This is a genomic window from Kitasatospora sp. NPDC086009 (genome assembly GCF_044540385.1).
Taxonomy (GTDB): Bacteria; Actinomycetota; Actinomycetes; order Streptomycetales; family Streptomycetaceae; genus Kitasatospora.
On sequence record NZ_JBITSA010000002.1, the window covers coordinates 551,117 to 576,847 of the forward strand.

Sequence of the window (25,731 nt, forward strand, 5' to 3'; positions counted from 1 at the left end):
GGCATACTCGTACGGGTGAGTACCGCAGCGCAGATCCGCAGCCTCCCCGTACCCGACGGCCTGGAGGGCGAGCGTCTCGACGCCGCCCTCGCCCGGATGTTCGGTTTCTCCCGGACGAAGGCCGCCGAGTTGGCAGCCGACGGCAAGGTGACGCTCGACGGCGCCCTGGCCGGCAAGTCGGACCGGGTCACCGCCGGCTCCTGGCTGGAGGTCGAGATCCCGGCCCCCGCCGCGCCCGTGCGGATCGTCGCCGAGCATGTCGAGGGCATGCGCATCGTCCACGACGACGAGGACATCGTGCTCGTCGACAAGCCGGTCGGCGTCGCCGCCCACCCCAGCCCCGGCTGGACCGGTCCGACCGTGATCGGCGGCCTGGCCGCGGCCGGCTACCGGATCTCCACCTCGGGCGCCGCGGAGCGCCAGGGCGTCGTGCACCGGCTCGACGTGGGCACCTCCGGGCTGATGGTGGTCGCCAAGTCCGAGCGCGCCTACACCGACCTCAAGCGCCAGTTCCACGACCGGGTGACCGAGAAGAAGTACCACACGCTGGTGCAGGGCCACCCGGACCCGATGAGCGGCACCGTGGACGCGCCGATCGGGCGCCACCCCAGCTCCGACTGGAAGTGGGCGGTCATCCAGGAGGGCAAGCCCTCCGTCACCCACTACGACCTCATCGAGGCCTACCGGGCCGCCTCGCTGCTGGACATCAAGCTGGAGACCGGCCGGACCCACCAGATCCGGGTGCACATGTCGGCGCTGCGCCACCCCTGCGTGGGCGACCTGACCTACGGCGCCGACCCGACGCTGGCCAAGCGGCTCGGGCTGACCCGGCAGTGGCTGCACGCGGTCTCGCTCGCCTTCGAGCACCCGGCCGACGGCGAGTGGGTGCAGTTCGGCAGCGAGTACCCCGAGGACCTGCGCAGGGCGCTGGACATCATCTCGGCGGAGAGCTGACATGAGCTCCTTCGCGGCGCGGATCCGGGTGGCCGAGGGCGCGGACGACCTGGCACTGGTGCGAGGCGTCCGGCACGAGGTGTTCATCGCCGAGCAGGGCGTGCCCGAGGAACTGGAGTACGACGACCTCGACGCGACCTCCGAGCACCTGCTGGCGGTCGGCCCCGAGGGCGAGCCGCTCGGCACCGCCCGGCTGATCCACGGCCCGCAGGCGCTCGCCCTCACCGGCGGGACGGCGGGCCGGGTGCTGCTCGGCCGGCTCGCGGTGGTGAAGGCGGCGCGCGGCACCGGGCTGGGCGCCGAGCTGGTCCGCGCCGTCGAGGCGGCCGGGCGCGGGCGGGGCGCCCGTGAGGTCGAGCTGCACGCGCAGGTGCAGGCGCTGGGCTTCTACGAGCGGCTCGGCTACACGGCGGAGGGGCCGGTCTACGACGACGCCGGGATCCCGCACCGGACCATGACCCGGGTGCTCTAGGGCCGGTCCCGGTCCCGGGCCGCGCTGGGACCGGGGTGCTCCTCCGTGCGCAGTCGTCGGCGCCGTCTCGTACCGGCTGAGCACCGCCTCCAGGCCGGCCGCCACCAGCCGGACGGTGAGCCGGCCGACGGAGCCGAGCAGGAACAGCGGCACCAGGTGGTGCAGGCCGTCGTCGTGCCGGTGGAAGATCCGCTCCCGCGGGGCGGCGGCGAGCGTCAGCGCCGCCCCGGCCCCCAGCTGCGGGGGATCCGGCAGCGGCGCAGCAGTGCCCAGACGGCGTCGTCCGGGTGGCTCGCGGCGACGCGCTGGAGGACCTGGTCGACGATCCGGCCGATCACCAGGGTGGCGGCGATGGCGGCGAGCAGGGCGGTCAGCGGCCGGAGCACAGACACCTCATCGTCGGGCGGTGGGGCGGGACGGGCGGACGATACCCGGGCACAGTCGGATGAATCGGGCGTCTCGGCACGGCCCGGCCCGGGCGGCCTTATCGGACGCCTACCGGCACGGCGGATACGATCACCGACCATGGAGCTCGGTGGGGCGTGGCGTCGGTGGCGCGGCCGCGGAACGGCTGTCGGACGAAGAGTGCTGGCCGCGGCGGTGGCCCTGGTGGTGGTCGCCGGAGTCGGCACGGCGGTGGCGGTGGCCGCCGGCGGGGACGAGCCCGTCCGGCAGGAGGATCGTTTCCTCAGCATGCCGGAGACGCCCGGCAGCGACGCCACGGTCCAGCTGGACACCTCGTTCTTCACGACCGGGACGGGCCCCCGCCCGGCGGTCCTGCTCGCCCACGGCTTCGGCGGTTCCAAGGAGGGTGAGCGCGAGCGCGCCCAGCAGCTCGCCCGGCAGGGCTACGCGGTGCTGACCTGGTCGGCGCGCGGCTTCGGCCACTCCGGCGGCCGGATCGGCCTCAACGCCCCCGACCGCGAGGTCGAGGACGTCCGGCACCTGGTCGACTGGCTGGCCCAGCGGCCCGAGGTGCGCCTCGACGGGCCGGGCGACCCGCGGGTCGGCATCACCGGTGCCTCGTACGGCGGGGCGGTGTCGCTGCTCGGCTCCGCGTACGACAGCCGGATCGACGCGGTGGCCAGCCAGATCACCTGGTGGAACCTGGCCGACGCGCTGTTCCCGCAGGGCGTGCGGGGCTCGGGCGCGGTGGACGGCGTGTTCAAGAAGCTCTGGGCCGGCATCTTCTTCACCACCGGCTCGGCGGGGGACCTCGGCCCCTCGGGCGAGGCCCCGCGCGGTGGCACCGGGCCGCAGCAGGCCCCGGGCGATTCGGCGGACGCGACGGTCGGCTGCGGCCGCTTCCTGGACGAGCTCTGCCGGATGTACGACCGGGTGGCGACCGCCGGTCACGCCGATCCGGAAGCCGTGGCCCTGCTGGACCGCTCCAGCCCGTCCTCGGTGGCCGGGCGGCTCAAGGCGCCCACCCTGGTCGTCCAGGGCCAGCAGGACTCGCTGTTCCCGCTCGACCAGGGCGACGCGATCGCCCGGGCGGTCGCGGCCAACGGCGCGCCGGTCGCGGTGGACTGGTTCGCCGGCGGGCACGACGGCGGCACCGACACCAGCGCCCGGGTGGACGACCGGGTCGGTGCCTGGTTCGACCGGTACCTGAAGGAGCCGGCCGGGCAGGACCCGGCCGGCTCCACCGGGCCGGCGTTCCGGGTGACCCGCACCGGCGGGGTGGACTCCACCGGCTTCCAGGCCGTGCTGCGCGGGGCCTCCGCCGACGCCTACCCCGGTCTGGCGGGCACCGGCTCGCGGCAGGTGGAGCTGACCGGCGGCAAGGCGGGCGCCGAGCAGACCTTCGCCAACCCGCCCGGCGGCGCGCCGCCCAACATCTCCGCGCTGCCCGGCATCGGCGCGCTCAGCCAGGCCGCCTCGCTCGGGGCCGGGCTCTCGCTCGACTTCCCCGGTCAGTACGCCGGGTTCGACTCGGCGCCGCTGGACGGGCAACTGCACCTGACCGGGCAGCCGACGGTCACGGTGAAGGTCGCGGCCGACCGGCCGGACGCGGTGCTCTTCGCCAAGCTGTACGACGTCGCGCCGGACGGCAAGCAGACCCTGCCGCAGCAGCTGTCCGCCCCGCTCCGGGTGACCGGCGCGGACGCGCCCGGCGGCCGGACCGTCACGGTGGCGCTGCCCACCGTCGACCACACCTTCGCCGCCGGGCACCGGCTGCGGCTGGTGCTCGCCGCGACCGACCTGGCGTACGCCTCGCCGGCCGAGCCGGCCACCTACCGGGTCTCCCTGGCCGGCCCGGTCACCGCGCCGACCGTCGCCGAGCTGGTCACCGAGGCGACCCCGCTGCCGGCCCGGACCTGGGTGCTGCCGCTGATCGCCGTCGCGGTGGCGGCCGCGCTGCTGCTCCTGCCGCGGCTGCGCCGGCGCGGCCGGACCGCCCGCGGGCCGGCCTACGACCCGGCGCTGGCCGAGGTGCCGCTGCAGATCACCGGCCTCGGCAAGCGCTACAAGGGCGCCACCGACCGGTACGCCGTCCGGGACGTGGGCTTCCGGGTGGAGCAGGGCCAGGTGCTCGGGCTGCTCGGGCCCAACGGCGCCGGCAAGACCACCACGCTGAGGATGCTGATGGGCCTGATCCGGCCCGACGCCGGCGAGATCAGGATCTTCGGCCACCTGGTGCGGCCCGGCGCGCCGGTGCTGTCGCGGGTCGGCGCCTTCGTCGAGGGCGCCGGGTTCCTGCCGCACCTGAGCGGCCGGGCCAACCTACGGCTGTACTGGCAGGCCACCGGCCGCCCGGAGGCGGACGCGCACCTGGCGGAGGCGCTCGCCATCGCCGGGCTCGGCGAGGCGCTGGACCGGGCGGTGCGGACCTACTCGCAGGGCATGCGGCAGCGCCTGGCCATCGCCCAGGCCATGCTCGGCCTGCCGGACCTGCTGATCCTGGACGAGCCGACCAACGGGCTCGACCCGCCGCAGATCCGTGAGATGCGCGAGGTGATGGTGCGCTACGCCGCCGCCGGCCGGACCGTCATCGTCTCCAGCCACCTGCTGGCGGAGGTCGAGCAGAGCTGCACCGACCTGGTGGTGATGGACCGCGGCCGGCTGGTCACGGCGGGCGCCGTCGCCGAGATCATCGGCGCGGGCGAGCACCTGCTGATCGGCACACCCGACTCGTTCGGGCCGTCGGAGCTGGCGGTGGCCGCCGACAAGGCGGGCGCGCTGGCCGGCGTGGGCTCGGTGGAGGTGGTCGAGGGCGGGCTGCTGGTGCGGCTGGACGGCATGGCGGCCAGCCAACTGCTGGCCGAGCTGGTGCGCCTGGGAGTGCCGGTGGAGCGGGCCGGACCGCACCGCCGGCTGGAGGACGCGTTCCTGTCGCTGATCGGAGGTGCGGCGTGAGCGCCGTTGTGTCACCGGACCACGTCTCACCGGACCACGCGCCCGGGTACCGGCCCGGGCGGACGCTGCCGCTGCGGATCGAGGCCCTGCGCCAGCTGCGGCGCCGGCGCACCCTGGTGATCGGCGGGGTGCTGGCCGCGATGCCGTTCGTGATCCTGGCGGCGTTCCAGATCGGCGGCACGCCGGGGCGGGCCGACCGGACCAGCTTCATCGAGCTGGCCACCGCCTCCGGCCCCAACTTCGCGACCACCCTGCTCTTCATGGGCACCGGCTTCCTGCTGGTGATCCCGGTGGCGCTGTTCTGCGGGGACACCGTGGCCTCGGAGGCCAGCTGGTCCTCGCTGCGCTACCTGCTGGCCGCGCCGGTGCCCCGGGCCCGGCTGCTGGCCCGCAAGTTCGTGGTGGGGCTGGCCTTCTCGGCGGCGGCCGTGGTGCTGCTGCCGACGATCGGGCTGCTGGTCGGCACCGCCGCGTACGGCTGGGGGGACCTGAAGCTGCCCACCGGCGCGACCCTGTCGGCGACGGAGGCACTGCCGCGGCTGGCGCTCGCGGTGGCGTTCGTGTTCCTGAGCGAGGTCGTGATCGCGGCGCTGGCGTTCTGGCTCTCCACCGCGACCGACGCGCCGCTGGGCGCGGTCGGCGGCGCGGTGTTCGCCTCCATCGTCACCGGGGTGCTGGACGCCGTCACCGCCCTCGGTGACCTGCGGGAATGGCTTCCCGCGCACTGGCAGTACGCCTGGGCGGACGCCCTGCAGCCGCAGTTGGAGTGGGGCGGCATGGTGCAGGGCGTCTCGCTGTCGCTCTCCTACGCGGTGGTGCTGCTGGCGCTGGCGTTCCGCGGGTTCGCGCGCAAGGACGTGGTGTCCTGAGGAGCCTGCGGAAGGGCGTCCGCGGAGGGGGTACGCCTGGGTGGCGTACCCCCTCCGGGGCGCGGCCTACTTGACGGGGGAGTAGACCCGCTCGATCTGCTGGGTGCCGGACCGGGTGCGGTAGGAGCGCGTCCACTTGGTGGTGGCGTCCTTGCGGGTGCGGTCGGAGAGGACGTAGTAGTCCATCTGGGTCTGGCTCGGGGTGATGTCCAGGACGCCGTAGCCGTGCGAGTCCAGGTCGACCCACTTGACGTGCGGGTTGGCCGACTTGATCGCCGCGGCCGCCACCAGCGAGAGGGTCTGCGGGGCGACCTTGAGGACGTCGTCGATGTTGTCCGACGTCACCGAGGTCACCACGAACTCGGTGGCCGCGCTGCCCGAGAGCGGGTAGGTGGCGGCCTCGTTGGGGACGTCCGACGCCCAGGCGGAGTGGATGTCACCGGTCAGGAAGACGGTGTTGGTGATGCCGTTCGTCTTGAGGTGGCCGAGCAGCTCGCGGCGGTCGTGGGTGTAGCCGTCCCACTGGTCGGTGTTGACCGCGAGGCCCTCGCCCGGCAGGCCGAGCAGCTTGGCCAGCGGGCGCAGCAGGTAGTCCGGCAGCGAGAAGAAGGCGACCGGGGAGATCATCACCTCATTGCCGATCAGCCGCCAGGTGGTGTCGGAGGCGGTGAGCCCGGCCTTCAGCCAGTCCATCTGGGCGCGACCGGTGATGCTGCGGTCGGCCGAGTCGACGTCGCCGTTGCCGACCTTGACCTGCTCCGAGCGGAACGAGCGCTGGTCCATCAGGTGGAAGTCGGCGAGCTTGCCGTAGCGCAGGCGGCGGTAGGTGGTGCCGGCGATCGACGGGCGGACCGGCATCCACTCGAAGTAGGCCTGCTTGGCGGCGGCCATCCGGTCGGCCCAGTCGCCCTCGGTGCCGGGGGTGTGGTTCTCGGCGCCGCCGGACCAGGCGTCGTTGGCGAACTCGTGGTCGTCCCAGATCGCGATGGTCGGGACCTGCGCGTGCAGCCCCTGGAGGTCCTCGTCGGTCTTGTAGCGGCCGTGCCTGGTCCGGTAGTCGGCGAGGGTGAGGATCTCGTGGGTGGGGGCGTGCGGGCGCACGACCGAGCCGCGGGCGCAGAACTCGCCGGTCTTGTACTCGTAGATGTAGTCGCCGAGGAAGAGGAAGGCGTCCAGGTCGCCGCGGGCGGCGAGGTGGCGGTAGGCGGAGAAGTAGCCGGCCTCCCAGTTGGCGCAGGACGCGACGCCCAGGCGCAGACGGGAGAGGGCGGCGTCGGCGGCCGGGGTGGTGTGGGTGCGGCCGACCGGGGAGACGGCGGCGCCGGCGGTGAAGCGGTACCAGTAGAGGGTGTCCGGGGTCAGGCCGCGGACGTCGGCCTTGACGGTGTGGTCGGAGGCGGCGGTGGCGGTCACCGTGCCGCTCGCCGCGATCCGGGTGAAGCCCTTGTCGGTGGCGAGCTCCCAGCGGACCTCGGTGGCCGGGCCCGTGGCGGAGCCGGGAACGGCGTCGGGGGTCGGGGTGACCCGGGTCCAGAGCAGGATGCCGTCGGGGAGCGGGTCGCCGGAGGCGACGCCGTGCAGGAACTGCGGGGCGGTCGCGGCCGAGGCCGCGGAGCCGAGGGCGAGCGGCAGGGCGGCGGCGCCCGCCACGATCGCGGTGGCCTTCAGCACCTGGCGGCGGTGCGGGCGGGCAGCGGTCATGTCATCGACAAGGTCAGTCACGGCGGACAGGCTACCGGTCGGTAACGCGCCGCTCCATAGGTCGGACTGACTGTTCGTCGCCGCTTCACCGACGCGTGGCCTCCGCCACCGCCGCGCGGGCGCGGGGCCACCCGGTGGCCATGAGCGATGATGGGGGGAGTCTCCGCCCGCCCTGCAAGGAAGTCCGACCGTGGCCCAGATCCTGCTCCTCCACTCCGTCTACGGACTGCGCCCCGCCGTCCACGCCGCCGCCGACCGGCTGCGCGCCGCCGGGCACACCGTGCACACCCCGGACCTGTTCGACGGGAAGACCTTCGACGACGTCGAGGAGGGCATGGCGTACAAGGAGGAGCTCGGCAGTGACGAGCTGCTGCGCCGGGCCGTCGGCGCCGCCGCCCCGCTGCTGGGGTCGGGAGCCTCGCTCGTCTACGCGGGCCTCTCGCTCGGCGGCTCGCTCGCCCAGAACCTCGCGCTGGCCGACGAGAAGGCGCTCGGCCTGCTCCTGCTGCACGGCACCTCGGACATCCGGGAGGACGCGGCGACCTCGATCCCCGTCCAGCTGCACGTGGCCGAGCCGGACCCGTTCGAGTCCGAGGACTGGCTGAACGCCTGGTACCTGCAGCTGCGCCGGGCCGGCGCCGACGTCGAGGTCCACCGCTACCGGGGCGCCGGTCACGTCTACACCGACCCCGAGCTGCCCGACTACGACGCCGAGGCGACCGAGCGGACCTGGGCGGTGGCCCTGGACTTCCTCGCCGAGCTGGACGACCAGGCGGCCTGAGACGCGCCCCGTGCACAGGAAGTCGGCCCGGCCGACTTCCTGTGTATCGAGCCTGGCTCGGCTGCTACGGCACCGGCGCTGCGCCGCGTAGCGGGCCGCGCGCGAACTCGGCGCCGATCCGGTTCCGCTCGGCGGCGGCCCTGTCCGGCGCTGCGGCAGGAAGGAGGCATGAGCCCCGCACAGCGGCGGCAGATCGTCCTGCCGCCGGGCGTCACCGGGCCGCGCAACGGGCGCAATCCCCGATCGCGGCCGGGGGAGTGGGGCCGGTCGGCTCCGGCATCTTCCGTTCCAGGCGCGACCGCAGGAAGCCCGCCGGCGCGAGCACCTGCGGGGGCAGGCCGTTCAGGAGCGCCGCCCGCAGCCGCTCGACATCGGGATCCCTGGCGAGCCAGTCCGCCACGAGCGGCGCCAGATCGAGGGCTTCGAGCGCGCCGAGCCGCAGGCGACCGTCGCGGGTGGTCAGCCTCCCCAGCGGCCCGGCCGCAGCGGCCCGGGCCTCCCTGTCGCCGTTCTCGGCGGAGTCCTCGGCGGAGGCCTCGGAAGGGAGGGGGTCTTCCCCTCGTTCTTCTCCCCCTGGAGGGAAGTGCCGAGGCCCCGGCCTTCCCCTTCCCCTTCACCGAGTGCCGGGTTCCGGACCGTGCTTCGCCACGCCGCGTCGATCTGCTCGGGCTCCGTGAGCGGCACGCTGCTGACGAGGACCCTGGTCGTCCAGGTGCCCTTCGTGGGGTGCTGGGTGCGCCGGACGTGGAGGAAACCGTCCTCGGCGGGGGCTGGGGGAGGATGGCGGGGTGACACAGCGGAGATACGAGTACGCACCGGCGGCGACGCTGCCGGGGCTTTTGCAGCGGGGCCGGGGGCTCGGGGCGCGGATGGCCGAGGAGGACCCGGCGGCGGCCGCCGAGCTGGTGTACGGGTGCGTGCGGTGGGACTGGCGGTGGGAGCCCGTCGATCAGCGGGCGCTCTATCTGGCGCGGCTGGTCAGGGACCTCGCGCTGCCGGTCGGGCCGGTGGTCGGGCTGCTGGCGGGGGACGAGAACACCTGTGAGCGGGCCGGCGCGGTGCTGGTGCTGCTGGCGCTCGACGGGTCGGCGCAGGCCCGGGAGGCGCTGCGGGCGCATGTGCGGGTGGGGCGGCACTGGGCGCCGGTGCTGGAGGCGATGGCGGACCGGTGGCCGGTGGAGTGGTGGGAGGACCTGGCGGAGACGGCCGGGGAACGGGCGCGACGGGATCCGGCGGACCGGTGGGGCGAGCCGTGGACGCGTTGGGGGTGGGTCCGGCCGGGGCCGGTGCACGGGCCCCGGGAGGCGAAGCCGTTGGCGAGGACGGGGAACGCGGAGCTGCTGGAGCTGCTGGCGGATCCGGCCGAGTCGCAGGAGCGCCGGACCGCCGCGCTGGACGTGCTCGATGACCGGGGGCCGGAGCCCGGGGTGCTTCCACTGGTGCCGTCGCTGGGGACGGCGGACGGCAGGTACGTGCTGTGGCCACTGATCGGGGTGCTGGAGAAGCTCGGCGCCCGGGCGGTGCCCGCCGCGCGGGAGTGGGCCGCGGTCACGGAGCCGGACTGGCTGCGGGCGCAGGGGCAGTGGGTACTGGCCGAGTACGGGGCGGCCGAGGACGTCCCGGTGCTGGTGGCGGAGCTGGAACGGCACTGGGTGCGGCGGCACTGGTGCGGGCCGAGGAGGCAGGCCAAGGCGCTCGCCCGGTTCGGGTCGGCGCAGGCCGGGGACGCCGTCTCGCTGCTGCGCCGGTTCTGGCTGTGGACGCCGCACTCGTACGAGCGGGCCGCCTACCTGGAGGCGCTGGCCGCGATCGGCCCGGCCGGGCTGGGCGCGGTGTACACCGAGTCGCTCCGGGACTGCGAGGCGGCGGCGCGGCTGCTGGCCGTCGGGCACGCGCCGGACGGGCCGGAGGTGCGGGAGCGGCTGGCCTACCTGCGGGACGACCCGATGGAGGAGGCGGAGGTCAGGGCCGCCGCCGGGGAGCGGCTGGCGGCCCTGACCGGGTAGCCCTACAGGCCGGGGATGCGGCCGTTGCGGTAGAGGTCGACGAAGAGCTGGTGGTCCTGGCGGGCCTGCGCCCCGTAGGCGTGCGCGAAGTCGACCAGCATCGCCGTGAAGCCGGCCTCGTCGCGGGTGATGGCGGCGTCGATGGCGTGCTCGGTGGAGAACGGCACCAGGGTGTGGCCGCTGGAGGACTCGTCGGCGGCCGCGTGCATGGTGGCGGTGGCGCGGCCGAGGTACTCGGTGACGGCGAGCAGGTCGGACAGCTCGTTGAGGTCGGTCCAGTCGAGGTCGGTGGTGTAGGGGGAGACCTCGGCGACCAGCTGGCCGCGCCCGCGCAGGGTGGTGTGGCCGAGCCACGGGTCGCTGTGCGCCTGGAGGGCGCGCTGGGAGATGACCGTGCGGTGGCCCTCGTGCTCGAAGTACCCGGCGATCGCCGGGTCGGTGACGTGCCGCGACACGGCCGGGGTCTGGCCCTGCTTCATGTAGATGACGACATCGTTCTCCAGCGCGTCGGTGTGCCCCTCCAGCAGCAGGTTGTAGGAGGGCAGGCCGGCGCTGCCGATGCCGATGCCGCGGCGGCCGACGACGTCCTTGACCTTCAGCGACTCCGGCCGGGTGCGGGAGGCGGGCGGCAGGGTGGCCACGTACGCCTCGAAGGCGGCGAGCACCTCGGCGCGGGTCGCTTCGTCCAGCTCGATCGCGCCGCCGCCGAGGCGGAAGCGGCGCTCGTAGCCCTCGACGACGGTGTCGCCGTCGAGCAGCGCGACCCGGGTCTGCAGCCGGGCCCGGCGCAGGGTGTCCAGGATCGGGCCGGTGGCGGTGTCCAGGGTGAAGGGGTCGGCGTCGCCGGAGGAGACGTGGGCGGCGATCTGGGCCCGGTAGGCGGTGGCGAAGGCGGTGACCAGCTGGGTGATCGTGGTGTCGGACAGCGCCTTGGCGTAGCCGATCAGGGCCAGCGAGGCGGCGAGGCGCTGGACGTCCCAGGTGAAGGCGCCGACGTAGGCCTCGTCGAAGTCGTTGACGTTGAAGACCAGCCGGCCCTCGGCGTTCAGGTAGGTGCCGAAGTTCTCGGCGTGCAGGTCCCCGTGGATCCAGACCCGGCTGGTGCGCTCGTCCAGGAAGGTGGCGCCGTACCCGGCGAACGGGCCGTCGGCGAGGTCGGCGTAGTAGAGCCCGGCGGTGCCCCGGTAGAAGGCGAACGCCGAGGCGGCCATCTTCCGGAACTTCACCCGGAACGCCGCCGGGTCCTTGGCGAGCAGGTCGCCGAAGGCCGTGTCGAAGACGCTCAGGACGGTCTCGGCGCGGTGGTCGGCGATGGGCTGCGGGTGGGACATGGAAGGGTCCTTTGCGGCGTGGTGGGCGGCCGGGCACTTCTGGGGCCGGAGGCTAGAGTAGGACCGTGAACGTGTGAGAGCTGGTCCGGGCCCCGATGGCGGCTCGGACCACAGCTGTTTCCAGGCACCTCCGTGACCTGTGCGTTCGCCGGCCAGCCAGACAGCACCAGCCTCCGGAGGCCCCGCCTTGAGCGACCAGCCGTACGCGCACCTGCACGTCCACACCGAGTACTCGATGCTGGACGGCGCCGCCCGGCTGAAGCAGCTCTTCAAGGAGGTCGAGCGGCTGGGCCAGACCCATGTCGCGATGACCGACCACGGCAACATGTACGGCGCGGCGGAGTTCCACAAGCAGGCCACCGCCGCCGGGATCACGCCGGTGATCGGCATCGAGGCGTACGTCGCGCCCGAGTCGCGCACCAACACCAAGCGCGTCCTCTGGGGTCAGCCGCACCAGAAGCGGGACGACGTCTCGGCGTCCGGGGCCTACACCCACAAGACCATCTGGGCCCGCAACAAGCAGGGCCTGCACAACCTCTTCAAGCTGACCTCGCGCTCCTACGCCGAGGGCTGGCTGGTGAAGTGGCCCCGGATGGACAAGGAGATCATCGCCGAGCACGCGGCCGGCCTGATGGCCACCACCGGCTGCCCCTCCGGCGAGGTGCAGACCAGGCTGCGGCTCGGCCAGTTCGACGAGGCGCTCCGGTCCGCCGCCGACTACCGGGAGATCTTCGGCCGGGAGAACTACTTCCTGGAGCTGATGGACCACGGCCTGGACATCGAGAAGCGGGTCCGCGACGGGCTGCTGGAGATCGGCCGGAAGCTGGACATCCCGCCGGTGGTCACCAACGACTCGCACTACACCACCGAGTCCGACGCCGGCGCGCACGACCTGCTGCTCTGCGTCCAGACCGGCAAGAACCTCTCGGACCCGGACCGCTTCCGCTTCGACGGCACCGGCTACTACATCAAGTCGGCCGCCGAGATGTACGCGCTGGACTCCTCGGACGCCTGGCAGGAGGGCTGCCGCAACAGCCAGCTGCTGGTCGCCTCGCGGGTCGACACCGAGGGCATGTTCGAGTTCAAGAACCTGATGCCGCGCTTCCCGATCCCGGCGGGCTTCGCGTCGGAGGCGGACTTCTTCAAGGCCCAGGTCTGGCAGGGCATGGACCGGCGCTTCCCGGGCGGGTACGACGAGGAGCACAAGAAGCTCGCCGAGTACGAGATGGACACCATCATCCAGATGGGGTTCCCGGCGTACTTCCTGGTGGTCGCCGACTTCATCATGTGGGCCAAGGAGCAGGGCATCGCGGTGGGCCCGGGCCGCGGCTCGGCGGCCGGCTCGCTGGTCGCCTACGCGATGGGCATCACCGACCTCGACCCGATCCCGCACGGCCTGATCTTCGAGCGCTTCCTCAACCCCGAGCGCGTCTCCATGCCCGACGTCGACATCGACTTCGACGAGCGCCGGCGCGGTGACGTGATCCGGTACGTGACGGACAAGTGGGGCTCCGACAAGGTCGCCATGATCGTCACGTACGGCACCATCAAGGCGAAGGCCGCCATCAAGGACTCCTCGCGCGTCCTCGGCTACCCGTACGCGATGGGCGACCGGATCACCAAGGCGATGCCGCCGGACGTCATGGGCAAGGGCATCCCGCTCTCCGGCATCACCGACCCCTCGCACCCGCGCTACGGCGAGGCCGGCGAGATCCGCGGGCTGTACGAGAACGACCCGGACGTCCGCAAGGTGATCGACACCGCGCGCGGCATCGAGGGCCTGATCCGCCAGCCCGGGGTGCACGCGGCCGGCGTCATCATGTCCGCCGAGCCGCTCACCGACCACATCCCGGTCTGGACCCGGCACACCGACGGCGTCACCATCACGCAGTTCGACTACCCCACCTGCGAGGGCCTCGGCCTTCTCAAGATGGACTTCCTCGGCCTGCGCAACCTGACGATCATGGACGATGCCGTCAAGGCGATCGAGCGGAACAAGGGCATCAGGATCAACCTGCTCGACCTGCCCCTGGACGACAAGCCCGCCTACGAGCTGCTGGCCCGCGGCGACACGCTCGGCGTCTTCCAGCTCGACGGCGGGCCGATGCGCTCGCTGCTGCGCCTGATGAAGCCCGACAACTTCGAGGACATCTCCGCCGTCCTCGCGCTGTACCGACCGGGCCCGATGGGCGTCAACTCGCACACCAACTACGCGCTGCGCAAGAACGGCCAGCAGGAGATCACCCCGATCCACCCGGAGCTGGAGAAGCCCCTGGAGGAGATCCTCAAGCCGACGTACGGCCTGATCGTCTACCAGGAGCAGGTGCAGAAGGCCGCCCAGATCCTGGCCGGCTACTCGCTCGGCCAGGCCGACCTGCTGCGCCGCGCGATGGGCAAGAAGAAGAAGGAGATCCTGGAGGCCGAGTTCGTCCCGTTCCAGCGGGGCTGCCGCGAGCGCGGCTACTCGGACGCGGCGATCCAGGCGGTGTGGGACGTCCTCGTCCCCTTCTCCGGCTACGCCTTCAACAAGGCGCACACCGCCGGGTACGGGCTGGTCTCGTACTGGACGGCGTACCTCAAGGCCAACTACCCGGCCGAGTACATGTCCGGGCTGCTGACCTCGGTGAAGGACGACAAGGACAAGTCGGCGGTCTACCTCAACGAGTGCCGGAAGATGGGCATCCAGGTGCTCCCGCCGGACGTCAACGAGTCCGACTCCGACTTCACCCCGCACGGGGACACCCTCGTCCGGTTCGGTCTCACCGCCATCCGCAACGTCGGCGGGCCGGTGGTGGAGTCGATGATCCGCACCCGGAAGGCGAAGGGGAAGTTCACCTCCTTCCCCGACTTCCTGGAGAAGGTGGAGTCGGTGGTCTGCAACAAGCGGACCGTCGAATCGCTCATCAAGGCGGGCGCGTTCGACTCGCTCGGGCACACCCGCAAGGGGCTGACCGCGGAGTTCGAGCCGATGATCGACAACGTGGTCGGGGTCAAGCGCAAGGAGGCGGAGGGCCAGTTCGACCTGTTCGGAGGCGACGCGGTCGCCGACGAGCCGAGCTTCGGGCTGGACGTGGTCTTCTCCGAGGAGGAGTGGGACAAGGCCTTCCTGCTCACCCAGGAGCGGGAGATGCTCGGCCTCTACGTCTCCTCGCACCCGCTGCACGGCATCGAGCACCTCCTCGCCGACAGGGCGGACTGCGCGGTGGCCGACCTCGCGGAGCGGCCGGACGGCTCGATCGTCACCATCGGCGGCATCATCTCGGGCCTCCAGCGGAAGATGACCAAGCAGGGCAACGCCTGGGCGATCGCCACCGTCGAGGACCTGGCGGGCTCGATCGACTGCATGTTCTTCCCCGCCAGCTACCAGCTGGTCTCCTCGCAACTCGTCGAGGACTCCGTGGTGTTCGTCCGCGGCAAGCTGGACAAGCGGGAGGACGTGCCGCGGCTGATGGGGATGGAGCTGTCGGTGCCGGACCTGTCGAACGTCGCCGCCCAGCTCCCGATCACCCTCACCATCGCGGAGAGCCGGCTCAACCCGCAGGTGGTGACCCGGCTCGGCGAGGTACTGGCCCACCACAAGGGGACCACCGAGGTGCACGTCCACCTCCGGCGCGGCGGCACCACCACGGTGCTGCGGCTGGACCGGCACCGGGTGAAGTCCGACCCGGCGCTGTTCGGGGACCTCAAGCAGCTGCTCGGGCCGAGCTGCCTGGCGAACTGAGACCGGCCCCGGGAGACGCCCCGGGGCGAGCTCAGAGCACCGCGCCGCCGAGGGCGGGCGGGACGGCGGTGTGCAGGGCCGAGACGAAGGCCGAGATCGCCGGGTGCGAGCCCGCGCCCGCCCGGAAGGCGGCGCGGGTCCGGCGGTACATCGGCAGCCGGGTCAGCACCACCCCGGGCGGGGTCCGCTCCGTGCCCAGCTGCGGGACCAGCGCCACCCCCTGGCCGGCCGCCACCAGGGCCAGCACCGTCGCGAAGTCGTCGATCTGGTGCCGGATCCGGGGGGCGAAGCCGGCGCTCTCGCAGGCCCGGACGGCCATGCTGTGGCAGAGCGTGCCGCGCGGCGCCATGATCCAGGGCGCGGCGCGCTGCTCGGCGACGGTGCCGGCCGCCTGGGCCGCCAGGTACATCGGCTCGGTGAACACCGGGCGGGTCACCGCCAGGCCGGGCTCCGGGTCGGTCGGCACCAGGTCGTACTCGTGCACCAGCGCGACGTCCAGCTCGCCCGCGCGCAGCGCCGCCGCCACGTCCGCCGGGTCCACCTCCGCCACCATCGGCTCCAGCCCCGGGTGCCAGCCGGACAGCTCGGCGAGCACCGCCGGGATCACCGCCCGGGCCGCCGAAGGATAGGTGCCGATCCGCAGGGGACCGGCCAGCCCCTCCCTGGCGTGGGCGAGTTCGGCGCCGGCCTGTTCCAGCCGTGCCAGCACCGCCTCGGCGTGCCGGACCAGGCCCAGCCCGGCCGGGGTCAGCGCGACCCGCCGCCCGGTGCGCTCCAGCAGCGGGACACCGGCCTCCTTCTCCAGGACGGACAGCTGCTGGGAGACCGCCGAAGGGCTGAACGAGAGCGACTCGGCGACGGCGGCGATGGTGCCGAGGTGGGCGAGTTCGCGCAGCAGGCGCAGGCGTCGGACATCGAGCATCGGCCCAGCTTACGAGAAGCGTCAGAAATGTGAACTGGACCTGAGTGATGACCGGGCCGCAGGATCGTGGGCATGGAACACACGGTTCTCAAGGGCATCTACGTCCCGCTGGTCACCCCGTTCGCCGAGGACGGCTCGGTGGCGCTGGACGCACTGGAGAAGCTGGCCGGTTCGCTGCTGGACGACGGCGCGGCCGGGCTGGTCGCGCTCGGCACCACCGGCGAACCGGCCACGCTGGACGCGGCCGAGCGGCGCGCGGTGGTCGACGTCTGCGCGGCCGTCTGCGCCGATCGCGGCGCCCAGCTGGTGGTCGGCGCGGGCGGGGCCGACACCCGGGCCGCCGCCGAGGAGCTGGCCGGGCTGGGCGCGCGGGTGCCGGGGGCGGCGGCCGCGCTGGTCACCGTCCCGGCCTTCGTCCGCCCGGGCGAGGCCGGGACGGTCGCGCACTTCCGGGCGCTGGCCGCGGCGAGCGCGGTGCCGCTGGTCGTCTACCACATCCCGTACCGGACCGGGCAGCAGCTGTCGGCCGGCGCGCTGCTCGAACTCGCCGCGATCGACGGCGTGGTCGGCGTCAAGTACGCGACCGGCGGGCTGGACCAGGCGGCCGTCGAGCTGCTCGCGCAGGCCCCGGACGGGTTCGCGGTGCTGTCCGGCGAGGACGCCTTCCTCGCGCCGGTGCTGGCGCTCGGCGGCGCCGGCGGCATCCCGGCCTCGGCCCACCTGGCCACCGCCCGGTTCGTCGAGCTGACCGACGCCTGGGAGCGCGGAGACGTACCGCGGGCGCGGGCCCTGGGGCACCGGCTGACCGCGCTGGCGACGGCCGCCTTCGCCGCGCCCAACCCCGCCGTGGTCAAGGGCGTGCTGCACGCGCAGGGCCGGATCCCCACCCCGGACGTCCGGCTGCCGCTGCTGCCGGCGGGGGCGGACGAGGTGGCGGTGGCGCTCGCGCTCGCCACCGGTCTGGACCACTAGTCGGTCCCGCCGGGCGCCGATCCGGCCGGATCGGCGCCCGGCGGGACCGGCCGGACCGGGGGCCGGGCTCTCACACCGTGGAATACCAGGTCGCCCCGCCCGGGTCACAAGGCATGATGGGCGGAGGGCGGCTGTGACCAGCACCATCAAGAGGAGTAGTCGGAATGAAGATCGGCATTGTCGGGGCCACCGGCCAGGTCGGCGGCGTGGTCCGCGAGATCCTGGCGGAGCGCGCAGGACTTCCCGGAGGTGTGGGTCCGGTGGAGCAGCTGCGGCTGTTCGCCTCGGCCCGTTCGGCCGGGCGCACGCTGCCCTGGCAGGGCACCGACATCACCGTCGAGGACGCGGCCACGGCCGACTACACCGGCCTGGACATCGTGATCTTCTCGGCGGGCGGCTCCACCTCCAGGGAACTCGCCCCCAAGGCGGCCGCGGCCGGCGCCGTCGTGATCGACAACTCCTCGGCCTGGCGCCGTGACCCCGACGTCCCGCTGGTCGTCTCCGAGGTCAACCCCGACGCCATCGCGAACCGCCCCAAGGGCATCATCGCCAACCCGAACTGCACCACCATGGCGGCCATGCCGGTGCTGCGCCCGCTGCACGACGAGGCCGGCCTCGCCGCGCTGGTCGTCTCCACCTACCAGGCCGTCTCGGGCAGCGGCGTGGCCGGGGTGGCCGAGCTCCAGGACCAGGCCGCCAAGGTCGTCGACGGCGCCTCGGCGCTCGCCCACGACGGCTCCGCGGTCGAGTTCCCCGAGCCCAAGGTCTACAAGCGCCCGATCGCCTTCAACGTGCTGCCGCTGGCCGGCTCCATCGTCGAGGACGGCTCCAACGAGACCGACGAGGAGCAGAAGCTCCGCCACGAGAGCCGCAAGATCCTCGGCATCCCCGGGCTGAAGGTGGCCGGTACCTGCGTGCGCGTCCCGGTCTTCTCCGGCCACTCGCTGCAGATCAACGCCCGCTTCGAGCGCCCGATCAGCCCCGAGCGCGCCGTCGAGCTGCTCGCCGCCGCCCCCGGCGTCGAGCTGAGCGAGATCCCCACCCCGCTCCAGGCCGCGGGCAAGGACCCGAGCTTCGTCGGCCGCATCCGCGTCGACGAGACGGTGGAGAACGGGTTGTCGCTGTTCGTCTCCAACGACAACCTGCGCAAGGGCGCCGCGCTCAACGCCGTCCAGCTGGCCGAACTCGTCGCCGCCGAGCTCAAGGGCTGAGCACGCGGTCGCACCCGGCGGGCCCCGTCCTCGGACGGGGCCCGCCGCGCGTTCCCGGCCCTCGCCCGCGCCCCGGCCGCACCCCGCCCGCGCCCCGGCCGCACCGCCGCCGGATGTTGCCGGACCGCGACATCCGCCGAGATTCGGCGGGCGAACCAGGGGTAAAGGTGACCCAACGATCGGGCGGCCACGGGCACCCTCACCCCACGGGCCCGAGCGCCGGGCCGACCGCGCCCACCCGGCAGCGCCGCACACCGGCGCCGCCGGATCCCCGAGGGCGAGCGAAAAGAGGTGCGCGATGGACCGCTGTGTCGTCCTGGTGGACGCCGGTTACCTGCTGGGCGCCGCCGCCAGCCTGCTCGCCGGCGACCCGAGCCGTTCCCGGGTCAGTGTCGACCACACCGCGCTCATCACCGCGCTGCGCGAGCGCGCCGAGGCCGAGACCGGGCTGCCGCTGCTGCGGATCTACTGGTTCGACGCCGCCCCCGACCGCCGCCCGATGCCCGAGCACCGCCGGCTCCGGGTCCTGCCGCGGGTCACCGTCCGGCTGGGCGCCCTGACCAGGGCGGAGGGCCGCTGGGTGCAGAAGGGCGTGGACGCCGCGATGCACGCCGAGCTCTCCGAACTCGCCCGCAACCGGGCCTGCGCGGACGTCGTGCTGATCACCGGCGACGGGGACCTGCTGCCCGGCATGATGTCCGCCAAGGAGCACGGCGTGGTCGTGCACCTCTGGGCGCTGCAGGCCGCCGACGGCGACTTCAACCAGTCCGAGGACCTGGTCGGCGAGGCGGACGAGCGGCGGGTGCTCGACCGGGAGTGGATCGAGGGCTCGTTCACCCTGCGCGACACCGCCACCGCCTTTCCCGCCCCCGGGCCGCGCCACGAGATCGCCAAGATCCTGGCCGCCCCGCCCGCCGCCGTCGCGTCCGCCGCCCGGCCCGCCGCCGTCCCCGCGGCCGAGCAGGTGCCGGTGGCGAACGGGCGCGCCACCGGGACGGCCACCGCGCTGAAGGTCGTGCCGACGCCCAAGGACCTCGCCGGGCGCACCCCCCAGCTGCCGGCGACGGCGGCGCACCCCACCGGCCCGGTGCTGCGCTGGTCGTCGGACCGGGGCTGGGTCGAGCGGCCCGCCGCCGAACAGGCCGTCACCGCCGGGGACGGCCTGCCCACGCTGGCCCAGCTGACCACCGCCGAGCAGCGCTGGGCCGACCGCGAGGAGGACATCACCACCATCGGCGGGGACGCCCACGAGGTCGGCCAGGTGTTCGCCCGCCGCTGGACGGAGCGGCTCGGCGACGTCGAACGGCTCACCGTGCTCTGGCCCGACTACCCGCGCATCCCGCACCGGGTCGACGGCGAGCTGCTTCGCTACGCGGCTCGGTTCGGGCTGCTCGCGCACAAGGACGACCAGATCGACGAGCACGACCGGTACGCCATCCGGGCGGGATTCTGGAAGGAGCTCGCCGGCCGGGTGCCGGGCGGGGACCTCGTCGTCGACGACTGACCCGCCCCGCGGCCCCGGGCGGCCGGGCCCCCTTGTCCGGCCGACCGCGTCCACCGCGTAGAGTCTTCGCTCGTGAGCGAGGGCAAGGAGCGGAGCGTCGACAGGGACGCGATCCGTGGTGCGACCGCTCGGTGGAGCGAGGCGGGCGGATGAGCGAGACGGCCGGGCGGGCACCCGGGGAGGCCTCGCCGTGCTGCGCCGTACGCGACCTGGTCAAGACCTACCGCGCCGGACGCGGCACCGGGGCCGCCGGTGGGATCCGGGCCAACGACGGCATCAGCCTGACCGTCCGGCAGGGCGAGATCTTCGGGCTGCTGGGGCCGAACGGAGCCGGCAAGTCCACGCTGGTCCGCCAGCTCACCGGCCTGCTGCGGCCCGACTCGGGCTCCATCGAGCTGCTCGGCCACGACGTCGTCCGCCACCCCGAGCGGGCCGCCCGCCTGCTGGGCTACCTCGGCCAGGAGTCCAGCGCGCTGGACGAGCTGACCGTCGCGCTCGCCGCCGAGACCACCGGCCGGCTGCGCGGCCTCAGCCGGGCCCGGGCCCGGGCCGAGGCCGCCGACGTGCTGACCGAACTCGCCCTGGAACCGCTCGCCCACCGGCCGCTCGCCAAGCTCTCCGGCGGCCAGCGCCGCCTCGCCTGCTTCGCCGCCGCGCTGGTGGGGGAGCGGCCGCTGCTGGTGCTGGACGAGCCGACCACCGGCATGGACCCGGTCGCCCGCCGCGCGGTCTGGAGCGCCGTCGACCGCCGGCGCGCCGAACGGCGGACCACCGTGCTGCTGGTCACCCACAACGTCATCGAGGCCGAGACCGTGCTGGACCGCGTCGCGGTCGTGGACGAGGGCCGGGTGATCGCCTGCGACACCCCCGGCGGACTCAAGGCACTGGTGGACGGTGACGTCCGGCTGGACCTGGTCTGGCGGGACGAGGCACCGATGGCGGTGGCCGCCGTCGCCGCGCTCGCCGAGCGGGCCGAGCGCACCGGCCGGCGCTGGACCGTGCGCACCAGCCCCGAGCGGGCCCGCGAACTGGTCGCCGCCGTCACCACCGGCCCGGCCTTCGCCGCGCTGGACGACTTCACCCTGGCCACCCCGAGCCTTGAGGACGCCTACCTCAAGCTGGGCGGCCGCCATGGAGGACTGGCCAAGTGACGCTGCTCTCGGTGCCGCCGCAGACCGCCGGGGCCCTGGCCGGCGGGCCCGCCCCGCTGGCCCCCGCCGCCCGGCTGCTGCCCGCGCTGGCCGCCGTCTACCGGGCGCAGCTGGCCCGGGCCAAGGTGGCCCGCATTCCGCTGCTGTTCGTGGCGACCTTCCAGTCGCTCGGCATCCTGGTGATGATGCGGGGCGTCGTCGACCCGGGGCAGACCTCGGCCGCGCGATCGGTGGTGGCCGGCTCCAGCGTGCTGGTGGTGGCCTTCGTCGCGCTCAACCTGCTGGCCCAGTACTTCGGCCGGCTGCGGGCCACCGGCGGCCTCGACCACTACGCGACGCTGCCCGTCCCGGCGGCCTCGGTGGTCCTCGGCGCGGCCGCCGCGTACGCCTCCTTCACGCTGCCGGGCACCCTGGTGACGGCCGTCGCCGGGGCCTGGATGTTCGGGCTGCCGATGGGGCAGCTCTGGGTGCTGCTCGCGGTGGTGCCGCTGGCCGGGGCGGCGCTCTCCGGGCTGGGCGCGGCCTGCGGGCTGCTGGCGCCCAAGCAGGAGATCGCCACCATGCTGGGGCAGCTCGGCATGTCGGCGGCGTTGCTGCTGGGCGTGCTCCCGGTGGACAACCTGCCGCAGCCGGTGCTCTGGCTGCGCGAGCTGCTGCCCTCCACATACGGCGTGGAGGCGTTCGCCCGGACCTTCGCGGCCGACCCGGACTGGGCGGCGGTGACGGGCGACCTGGCGGTCTGCGCCGGGGTCGGCGTGGCGTCGCTCGCGGTGGCCACCTGGGCGTACCGGCGGGCCACCACCCGCTAGGGCTTCTCCGATCAATTCGCGTCGCACCGGCGGGCGGCGGGAGGTGCCGGGCAAGCCCCGGGCCCGTGCGACGGTCCCGCCGCGCCAGGCCGGGCGGGCTCCGGGCGCGGGCCGGTACGGGTGGCGGGTCCGTTCGGGCGGCGGTCGTGAAACGATGGGGCCCGTGACCGTACCGAACACACCTCCGGACCCCCTGCGTGCCGCCGCGGGCACCGACGCGGACGCCACCGCCCCTGGTCCGGCCGCCGGCCGGGACCCGTACGCGCCGCCGCCCGTGGACCAGGCCGTCCTGCGGGCCGCGGACCGGCGGGCGCCGCTGGAGCGGCTGCTGCCCGAGCTGAAGGTCGGTGCGGTCACGGTGCTGGCCTGTCTGGCGCTGGGTCTGCTGATGGCGGTGCTCTGGGCCTGGCTGGCGCCGAAGGTGCCGCTGGTGGTCGACGGCAACAAGATCCTCTACGGCGACCCGGAGGGCGAGCAGCGGGCCGGGGCGGACAGCGTCTTCGTGCTGATCGGGCTGGGCATGGGCATCGTGACCGCGCTCGGCGCCTTCCTGTTCACCCGGCGGCGCGGCGGCGGGATCGCGGTGGCGACCGGCCTCGCGGTGGGCGGCCTGCTGGCCTCGGTGGGCGCCTGGGGCCTGGGCCGGCGGCTCGGCCCGGCGAGCGACCTCGTCGCCGAGGCGCGGCGGGTCGGCAACGGCGGCCACTTCGACGCGGACATCGACCTCGGGGCCTACGGCGCGCTGCTGGCCTGGCCGATGGCCGCGATGGTGGTGCTGCTGGCGCTCTCGGCCGCCTTCGGCAAGCGCGAGGAGGACCCGCCGCCGTACTGGGCGGGCCCGTACGACCCGCAGCGGCCGGTGGCCGGGCCGCCCGGCGCGGCCGGTCCGCTGCCCGGCGGGTCGTTCCACCCGGGCCCGGCGGGGGAGCACCCGGGCGACCGCACGCCGCAGGACCAGCCGTCGCAGGACCAGCCGCCGCAGGGCCGCACGCCGTGACGGCGCACCGGGCGGGGGCGGCCTTCGCCGGACCCGCCCGGTGCGCCCCGGCGGTCAGCGGCCGATCGGGGCGGTCAGCGCGCCGGTGACGCCGACCAGGTCGGCCGGGGCCAGCTCGACCTCCAGCCCGCGCCGGCCGGCCGAGACGTACACCGTGGCGTGGGCGAGCGCGCTGTCGTCCACCACGGTGCGCAGCGGGCGGCGCTGACCGAGCGGGGAGATCCCGCCGAGGACGTAGCCGCTGCTGCGCTCGGCGGCCGCCGGGTCCGCCATCGCGGCCCGCTTGCCGCCGACGGCGGTGGCGAGCGCCTTGAGGTCCAGCCGGCCCGCGACCGGGACGACGCCCACCGTGAGCACCCCGTCGACATCGGCGACCAGGGTCTTGAAGACCCGCTCGGGCGGCACGCCGAGCACCTCGGCGGCCTCGCCGCCGTAGGAGGCGGCGGCCGGATCGTGCGGGTAGGAGTGCACGGTGAACGCCACCGCGGCGTTCTCCAGGGCAACGGTGGCGGGCGTTCCCCCGCCGGCCTTCTTCGGCTTCCTGGTCATCGGGACCTCTTCGAACGCGTGAGTGGGCGTGGTCAGTTGGGACTGAACGACTGCCGGGTCAGATCGACCGCGGGCAGCGACGGCAGCCAGCTGAGCACCGCCGTCTCGCGGCGCAGCAGCTCCAGCTCGGAGGTCAGCCGCCGGGCGGTGTCGGGGCAGGCCAGCAGCTCCTGCTTGACCGGCGTCCCGAACACCGAGGCCGCGGCCACCAGGTAGGAGAGCACCTGCGGGTCGTCCGGCAGCTCCTGGCGGCCGACCGTGCTGGCCTCGCGGGCGCCGGCCAGCCGCTTCTGGTACGCCCGGAACGCCCGCTCGACGCCGGAGGCCAGTGCCCCGGCGCCCTCGCCGGGCAGCTCCTCGAGCGTCTCGATCTCGCCGTTCAGGTACGCGCCGCCGGTGTCTACCGAGCGCAGCCGGAACCGGGTGGTCCCGGTGACCAGCAGCTCGTACCGGCCGTCCGGCTGCTCCTGGGCCGAGGCGACGTCGGCCACGCAGCCGACGTGGTACAGCGCCTCCAGAGGGTCCCCGGTGACGGTGCCCAGGCCGTCCAGCGGACCGGCCGGGCCCTCCTCGGGCCGGACCGGCGCGACCTCGCGGCCGTCCTTGATGGCGAGCACGCCGAACCGCCGCGGCTGGTCCTCGGGGAGGGCGAGCAGGTCGGCGACCAGACGGCGGTAACGCTCCTCGAAGATGTTCAGGGGCATCACCAGGCCCGGGTAGAGCACGGTGTTCAGCGGGAAGAGCGGCAGCCGTTCTGTCACGGCCGACAGCGTAGTTCCCCGGACGGCCGCCTCGCGCCCGGGTTATCCGCGCTGGAGCATCCGGGTCGCGCCCGCGGCGACCGTGGTGGCGAGGATCCAGCCGACGATCACCAGCCCGGAGGCCACCCACTGGCTGAACCCGCCGGGGTTCCAGCCCTGCTGACCGAGGTCGACGACCGGCAGCAGCTGGCCGAGCGCGTACAGCACCGGGTTCCAGTGCGGGCTCTCGTCGGCCTTGAGCGGCTGGAGCCGGTGGGCGGCGAAGTAGCCGCTGCCGAGCGCCCAGGCGAGCAGCAGCCATAGCGCGGCCCGGCCGGGGCGGAAGCCGTAGCCGACGGTGACGTCCTGGACCCGGCCCCAGAGCCGGGCCGGCAGCGGCAGGGTCTGCCGGCGGCGGCGCTGCTTGGCGTACAGCACCTCGCGGGCGTCGTCGTCGGCGCCGTCGCGGCGCAGGGCGGCAGCCAGCTGCTCGTAGGACTCGGGCTGGAACTCCACCGAGGAGCCCTCCAGCCAGGCGATCCGCTGCGGGACGGTGAAGGGCGCGGCCGGGCGCAGGCACTCGTAGGTGAAGCCGGTGAGGCCGAGGTGCCTGCCGTGCGGCCAGGAGTCCGGGGCGTCGACCAGGTTGCCCACCCGGGCGCGCGAGAGCGAGACCTTGCCGGTGGGCGGGGTGCGGCAGGTGAAGCGCAGCTCGGGGGTCTGGATCCGGCGCAGCGCCAGCTCGTCGTCCGTGCCCAGGTGGAACTCGGCGTCGGAGATCAGGCAGGCGTTGTCGAAGCGGCTGTCCGAGAGCCGGACGGCGCCGTGCGCGCGGAACGGCGTGCCGGCCACGCCGGCCGTGACGACCTGGCCGTAGCCGGAGCCGTAGTACGAGCCGGAGGAGGACCAGCCGCCGTCCGCCGAGCCGCTGAGGTACAGGGTGTGGCCGACGGTGAGCCGGACGGCGTTGAGGGCGTTCGGGTTCTCCGGGACGGCGTACAGCTGGGCGCCGCGCAGCGAGAGCCGGCCGCCGATCCGGGCGGAGCGCAGGCTGACCTCGCCGCGCGACTCCAGCCGGTCCGCCTCGAAGTCCTGGCTGACGGCCAGGCCGTCGGCGGACAGCGCCCGGCCGAACCGGTCGCCGCCGAGGACGGCCTGGTTGAGCAGCAGGTCGGTGCCGATCCGGGAGTCGGTGAGCCGGACGCCGCCCGGAATTCGGCAGCGGGCCAGGTGCAGGTCGCCGGAGGTGGTCAGGCGGGAGGCCTCCAACCGGGGGATCGCGCAGCTGACGAAGCGCAGGGTGCCGGCGTCGGCCTCGGACACCAGGACCTTCCGCTCGAAGCGGCAGTCGTGTACCTCGACGTAGTGGCCGATGGTGCCGCCGGCCAGCACCAGCGGGCCGGTGACCCGGGCGCCGGTCAGCTTGAGCGAGGCGACCCGGCCGGGGGCGGCCGGCGGGCCGTCCAGCAGCAGGTGGGCCAGGACCTCGGCGCGGACGGTGCGCCCGGGGCCCCAGGGCGCGTCGCCGAAGGGGTCGTCCAGCGGGGTGCCGGTCCGGCCGCCGGCGCCGTTCGCCGGTTCGGCGCCGCGGGCCCGCAGGTCGTACACCTCGCCCTGGCGGAACGCCTCCCAGAGCCCCTGCTCGGTCCGCGTCCAGCCGTCCGGCGCACGCTCCGCCATC

The 25,731-nt window shown here is 74.3% G+C and carries 20 protein-coding genes; 13 read left to right on the plus strand and 7 right to left on the minus strand.

Annotated elements, in window-relative coordinates; all coding sequences use genetic code 11:
• Positions 1–15 precede the first annotated feature (15 nt).
• Positions 16–954, plus strand: a complete 939-nt coding sequence (locus ACIF6L_RS08120; protein WP_329487246.1) for an RluA family pseudouridine synthase — start codon at positions 16–18, stop codon at positions 952–954.
• 1 nt (position 955) lies between these two features.
• Entirely contained in the window at positions 956–1,426 is a 471-nt protein-coding gene (locus ACIF6L_RS08125) for a GNAT family N-acetyltransferase (RefSeq protein WP_329487245.1), read from the plus strand.
• A gap of 215 nt (positions 1,427–1,641) precedes the next feature.
• Here ACIF6L_RS08125 and ACIF6L_RS08130 read toward each other — a convergent pair whose 3' ends face one another.
• Positions 1,642–1,812: a hypothetical protein gene (locus ACIF6L_RS08130; RefSeq protein WP_396486863.1), complete on the minus strand. Its 171-nt coding sequence runs from the start codon at positions 1,810–1,812 to the stop codon at positions 1,642–1,644.
• A 139-nt stretch (positions 1,813–1,951) separates the two neighbouring features.
• Here ACIF6L_RS08130 and ACIF6L_RS08135 point away from each other — a divergent pair, with 139 nt between their 5' ends.
• Both ACIF6L_RS08135 and ACIF6L_RS08140 read left to right on the plus strand, forming a co-directional pair.
• Positions 1,952–4,786, plus strand: coding sequence for an alpha/beta fold hydrolase (locus tag ACIF6L_RS08135; RefSeq protein WP_396486862.1), 2,835 nt, complete (start codon positions 1,952–1,954; stop codon positions 4,784–4,786).
• On the plus strand, positions 4,783–5,655 hold the full coding sequence (locus ACIF6L_RS08140) for an ABC transporter permease subunit (protein ID WP_352287147.1): 873 nt from the start codon (positions 4,783–4,785) through the stop codon (positions 5,653–5,655). Before ACIF6L_RS08135 ends, ACIF6L_RS08140 begins: the two co-directional genes overlap by 4 nt.
• A 66-nt stretch (positions 5,656–5,721) precedes the next feature.
• Here the strand turns inward: ACIF6L_RS08140 and ACIF6L_RS08145 are convergent, their stop codons facing one another.
• On the minus strand, positions 5,722–7,356 hold the full coding sequence (locus ACIF6L_RS08145) for an alkaline phosphatase D family protein (RefSeq protein WP_396487112.1): 1,635 nt from the start codon (positions 7,354–7,356) through the stop codon (positions 5,722–5,724).
• 190 nt (positions 7,357–7,546) lie between these two features.
• Here ACIF6L_RS08145 and ACIF6L_RS08150 point away from each other — a divergent pair, with 190 nt between their 5' ends.
• Positions 7,547–8,137 (plus strand): dienelactone hydrolase family protein, encoded by a 591-nt coding sequence (locus tag ACIF6L_RS08150; RefSeq protein WP_396486861.1) that lies wholly within the window; start codon positions 7,547–7,549, stop codon positions 8,135–8,137.
• Positions 8,138–8,925: 788 nt separating this feature from the next.
• Positions 8,926–10,143, plus strand: coding sequence for a hypothetical protein (locus tag ACIF6L_RS08155; protein ID WP_396486860.1), 1,218 nt, complete (start codon positions 8,926–8,928; stop codon positions 10,141–10,143).
• A gap of 2 nt (positions 10,144–10,145) precedes the next feature.
• Here the strand turns inward: ACIF6L_RS08155 and ACIF6L_RS08160 are convergent, their stop codons facing one another.
• Positions 10,146–11,474, minus strand: coding sequence for a DUF2252 domain-containing protein (locus tag ACIF6L_RS08160; protein WP_352287155.1), 1,329 nt, complete (start codon positions 11,472–11,474; stop codon positions 10,146–10,148).
• Positions 11,475–11,661: 187 nt separating this feature from the next.
• Here ACIF6L_RS08160 and dnaE point away from each other — a divergent pair, with 187 nt between their 5' ends.
• Positions 11,662–15,195 carry a DNA polymerase III subunit alpha gene (gene dnaE / locus ACIF6L_RS08165; RefSeq protein WP_396486859.1) on the plus strand — a complete coding sequence of 1,178 codons (3,534 nt, stop codon included), beginning with the start codon at positions 11,662–11,664 and terminating at the stop codon, positions 15,193–15,195.
• A gap of 31 nt (positions 15,196–15,226) precedes the next feature.
• On the opposite strand, the gene ACIF6L_RS08170 is transcribed toward dnaE, so the two are convergent.
• Positions 15,227–16,117, minus strand: coding sequence for a LysR substrate-binding domain-containing protein (locus tag ACIF6L_RS08170; protein ID WP_396486858.1), 891 nt, complete (start codon positions 16,115–16,117; stop codon positions 15,227–15,229).
• A 72-nt stretch (positions 16,118–16,189) separates the two neighbouring features.
• On the opposite strand from ACIF6L_RS08170, the gene ACIF6L_RS08175 reads away from it, so the two are divergent.
• The 6 genes from ACIF6L_RS08175 (at position 16,190) to ACIF6L_RS08200 (ending at position 22,761) form a co-directional block, all read left to right on the plus strand.
• Positions 16,190–17,089, plus strand: coding sequence for a dihydrodipicolinate synthase family protein (locus ACIF6L_RS08175; protein WP_359802503.1), 900 nt, complete (start codon positions 16,190–16,192; stop codon positions 17,087–17,089).
• Positions 17,090–17,253: 164 nt separating this feature from the next.
• On the plus strand, positions 17,254–18,300 hold the full coding sequence (locus ACIF6L_RS08180) for an aspartate-semialdehyde dehydrogenase (protein ID WP_329487236.1): 1,047 nt from the start codon (positions 17,254–17,256) through the stop codon (positions 18,298–18,300).
• Between the two features lie 298 nt (positions 18,301–18,598).
• Positions 18,599–19,804 carry an NYN domain-containing protein gene (locus ACIF6L_RS08185; RefSeq protein WP_329487235.1) on the plus strand — a complete coding sequence of 402 codons (1,206 nt, stop codon included), beginning with the start codon at positions 18,599–18,601 and terminating at the stop codon, positions 19,802–19,804.
• Positions 19,805–19,953: 149 nt separating this feature from the next.
• Positions 19,954–20,955 (plus strand): ABC transporter ATP-binding protein, encoded by a 1,002-nt coding sequence (locus tag ACIF6L_RS08190; protein WP_396486857.1) that lies wholly within the window; start codon positions 19,954–19,956, stop codon positions 20,953–20,955.
• Positions 20,952–21,764, plus strand: coding sequence for an ABC transporter permease (locus ACIF6L_RS08195; RefSeq protein WP_396486856.1), 813 nt, complete (start codon positions 20,952–20,954; stop codon positions 21,762–21,764). The genes ACIF6L_RS08190 and ACIF6L_RS08195 overlap by 4 nt, the downstream gene beginning before the upstream one ends.
• Positions 21,765–21,927: 163 nt before the next feature.
• Positions 21,928–22,761: a hypothetical protein gene (locus ACIF6L_RS08200; RefSeq protein ID WP_396486855.1), complete on the plus strand. Its 834-nt coding sequence runs from the start codon at positions 21,928–21,930 to the stop codon at positions 22,759–22,761.
• A gap of 54 nt (positions 22,762–22,815) precedes the next feature.
• Here the strand turns inward: ACIF6L_RS08200 and ybaK are convergent, their stop codons facing one another.
• Genes ybaK through ACIF6L_RS08215 form a run of 3 tightly spaced genes read right to left on the minus strand, consistent with a single transcriptional unit; the run spans position 22,816 to position 25,730 of the window.
• Entirely contained in the window at positions 22,816–23,310 is a 495-nt protein-coding gene (gene ybaK / locus ACIF6L_RS08205) for a Cys-tRNA(Pro) deacylase (protein WP_396486854.1), read from the minus strand.
• A gap of 32 nt (positions 23,311–23,342) precedes the next feature.
• Entirely contained in the window at positions 23,343–24,071 is a 729-nt protein-coding gene (locus ACIF6L_RS08210; protein WP_329487230.1) for an LON peptidase substrate-binding domain-containing protein, read from the minus strand.
• A gap of 42 nt (positions 24,072–24,113) precedes the next feature.
• Entirely contained in the window at positions 24,114–25,730 is a 1,617-nt protein-coding gene (locus tag ACIF6L_RS08215) for an oxidoreductase (RefSeq protein ID WP_329487229.1), read from the minus strand.
• Between the last annotated feature and the right edge of the window lies 1 nt (position 25,731).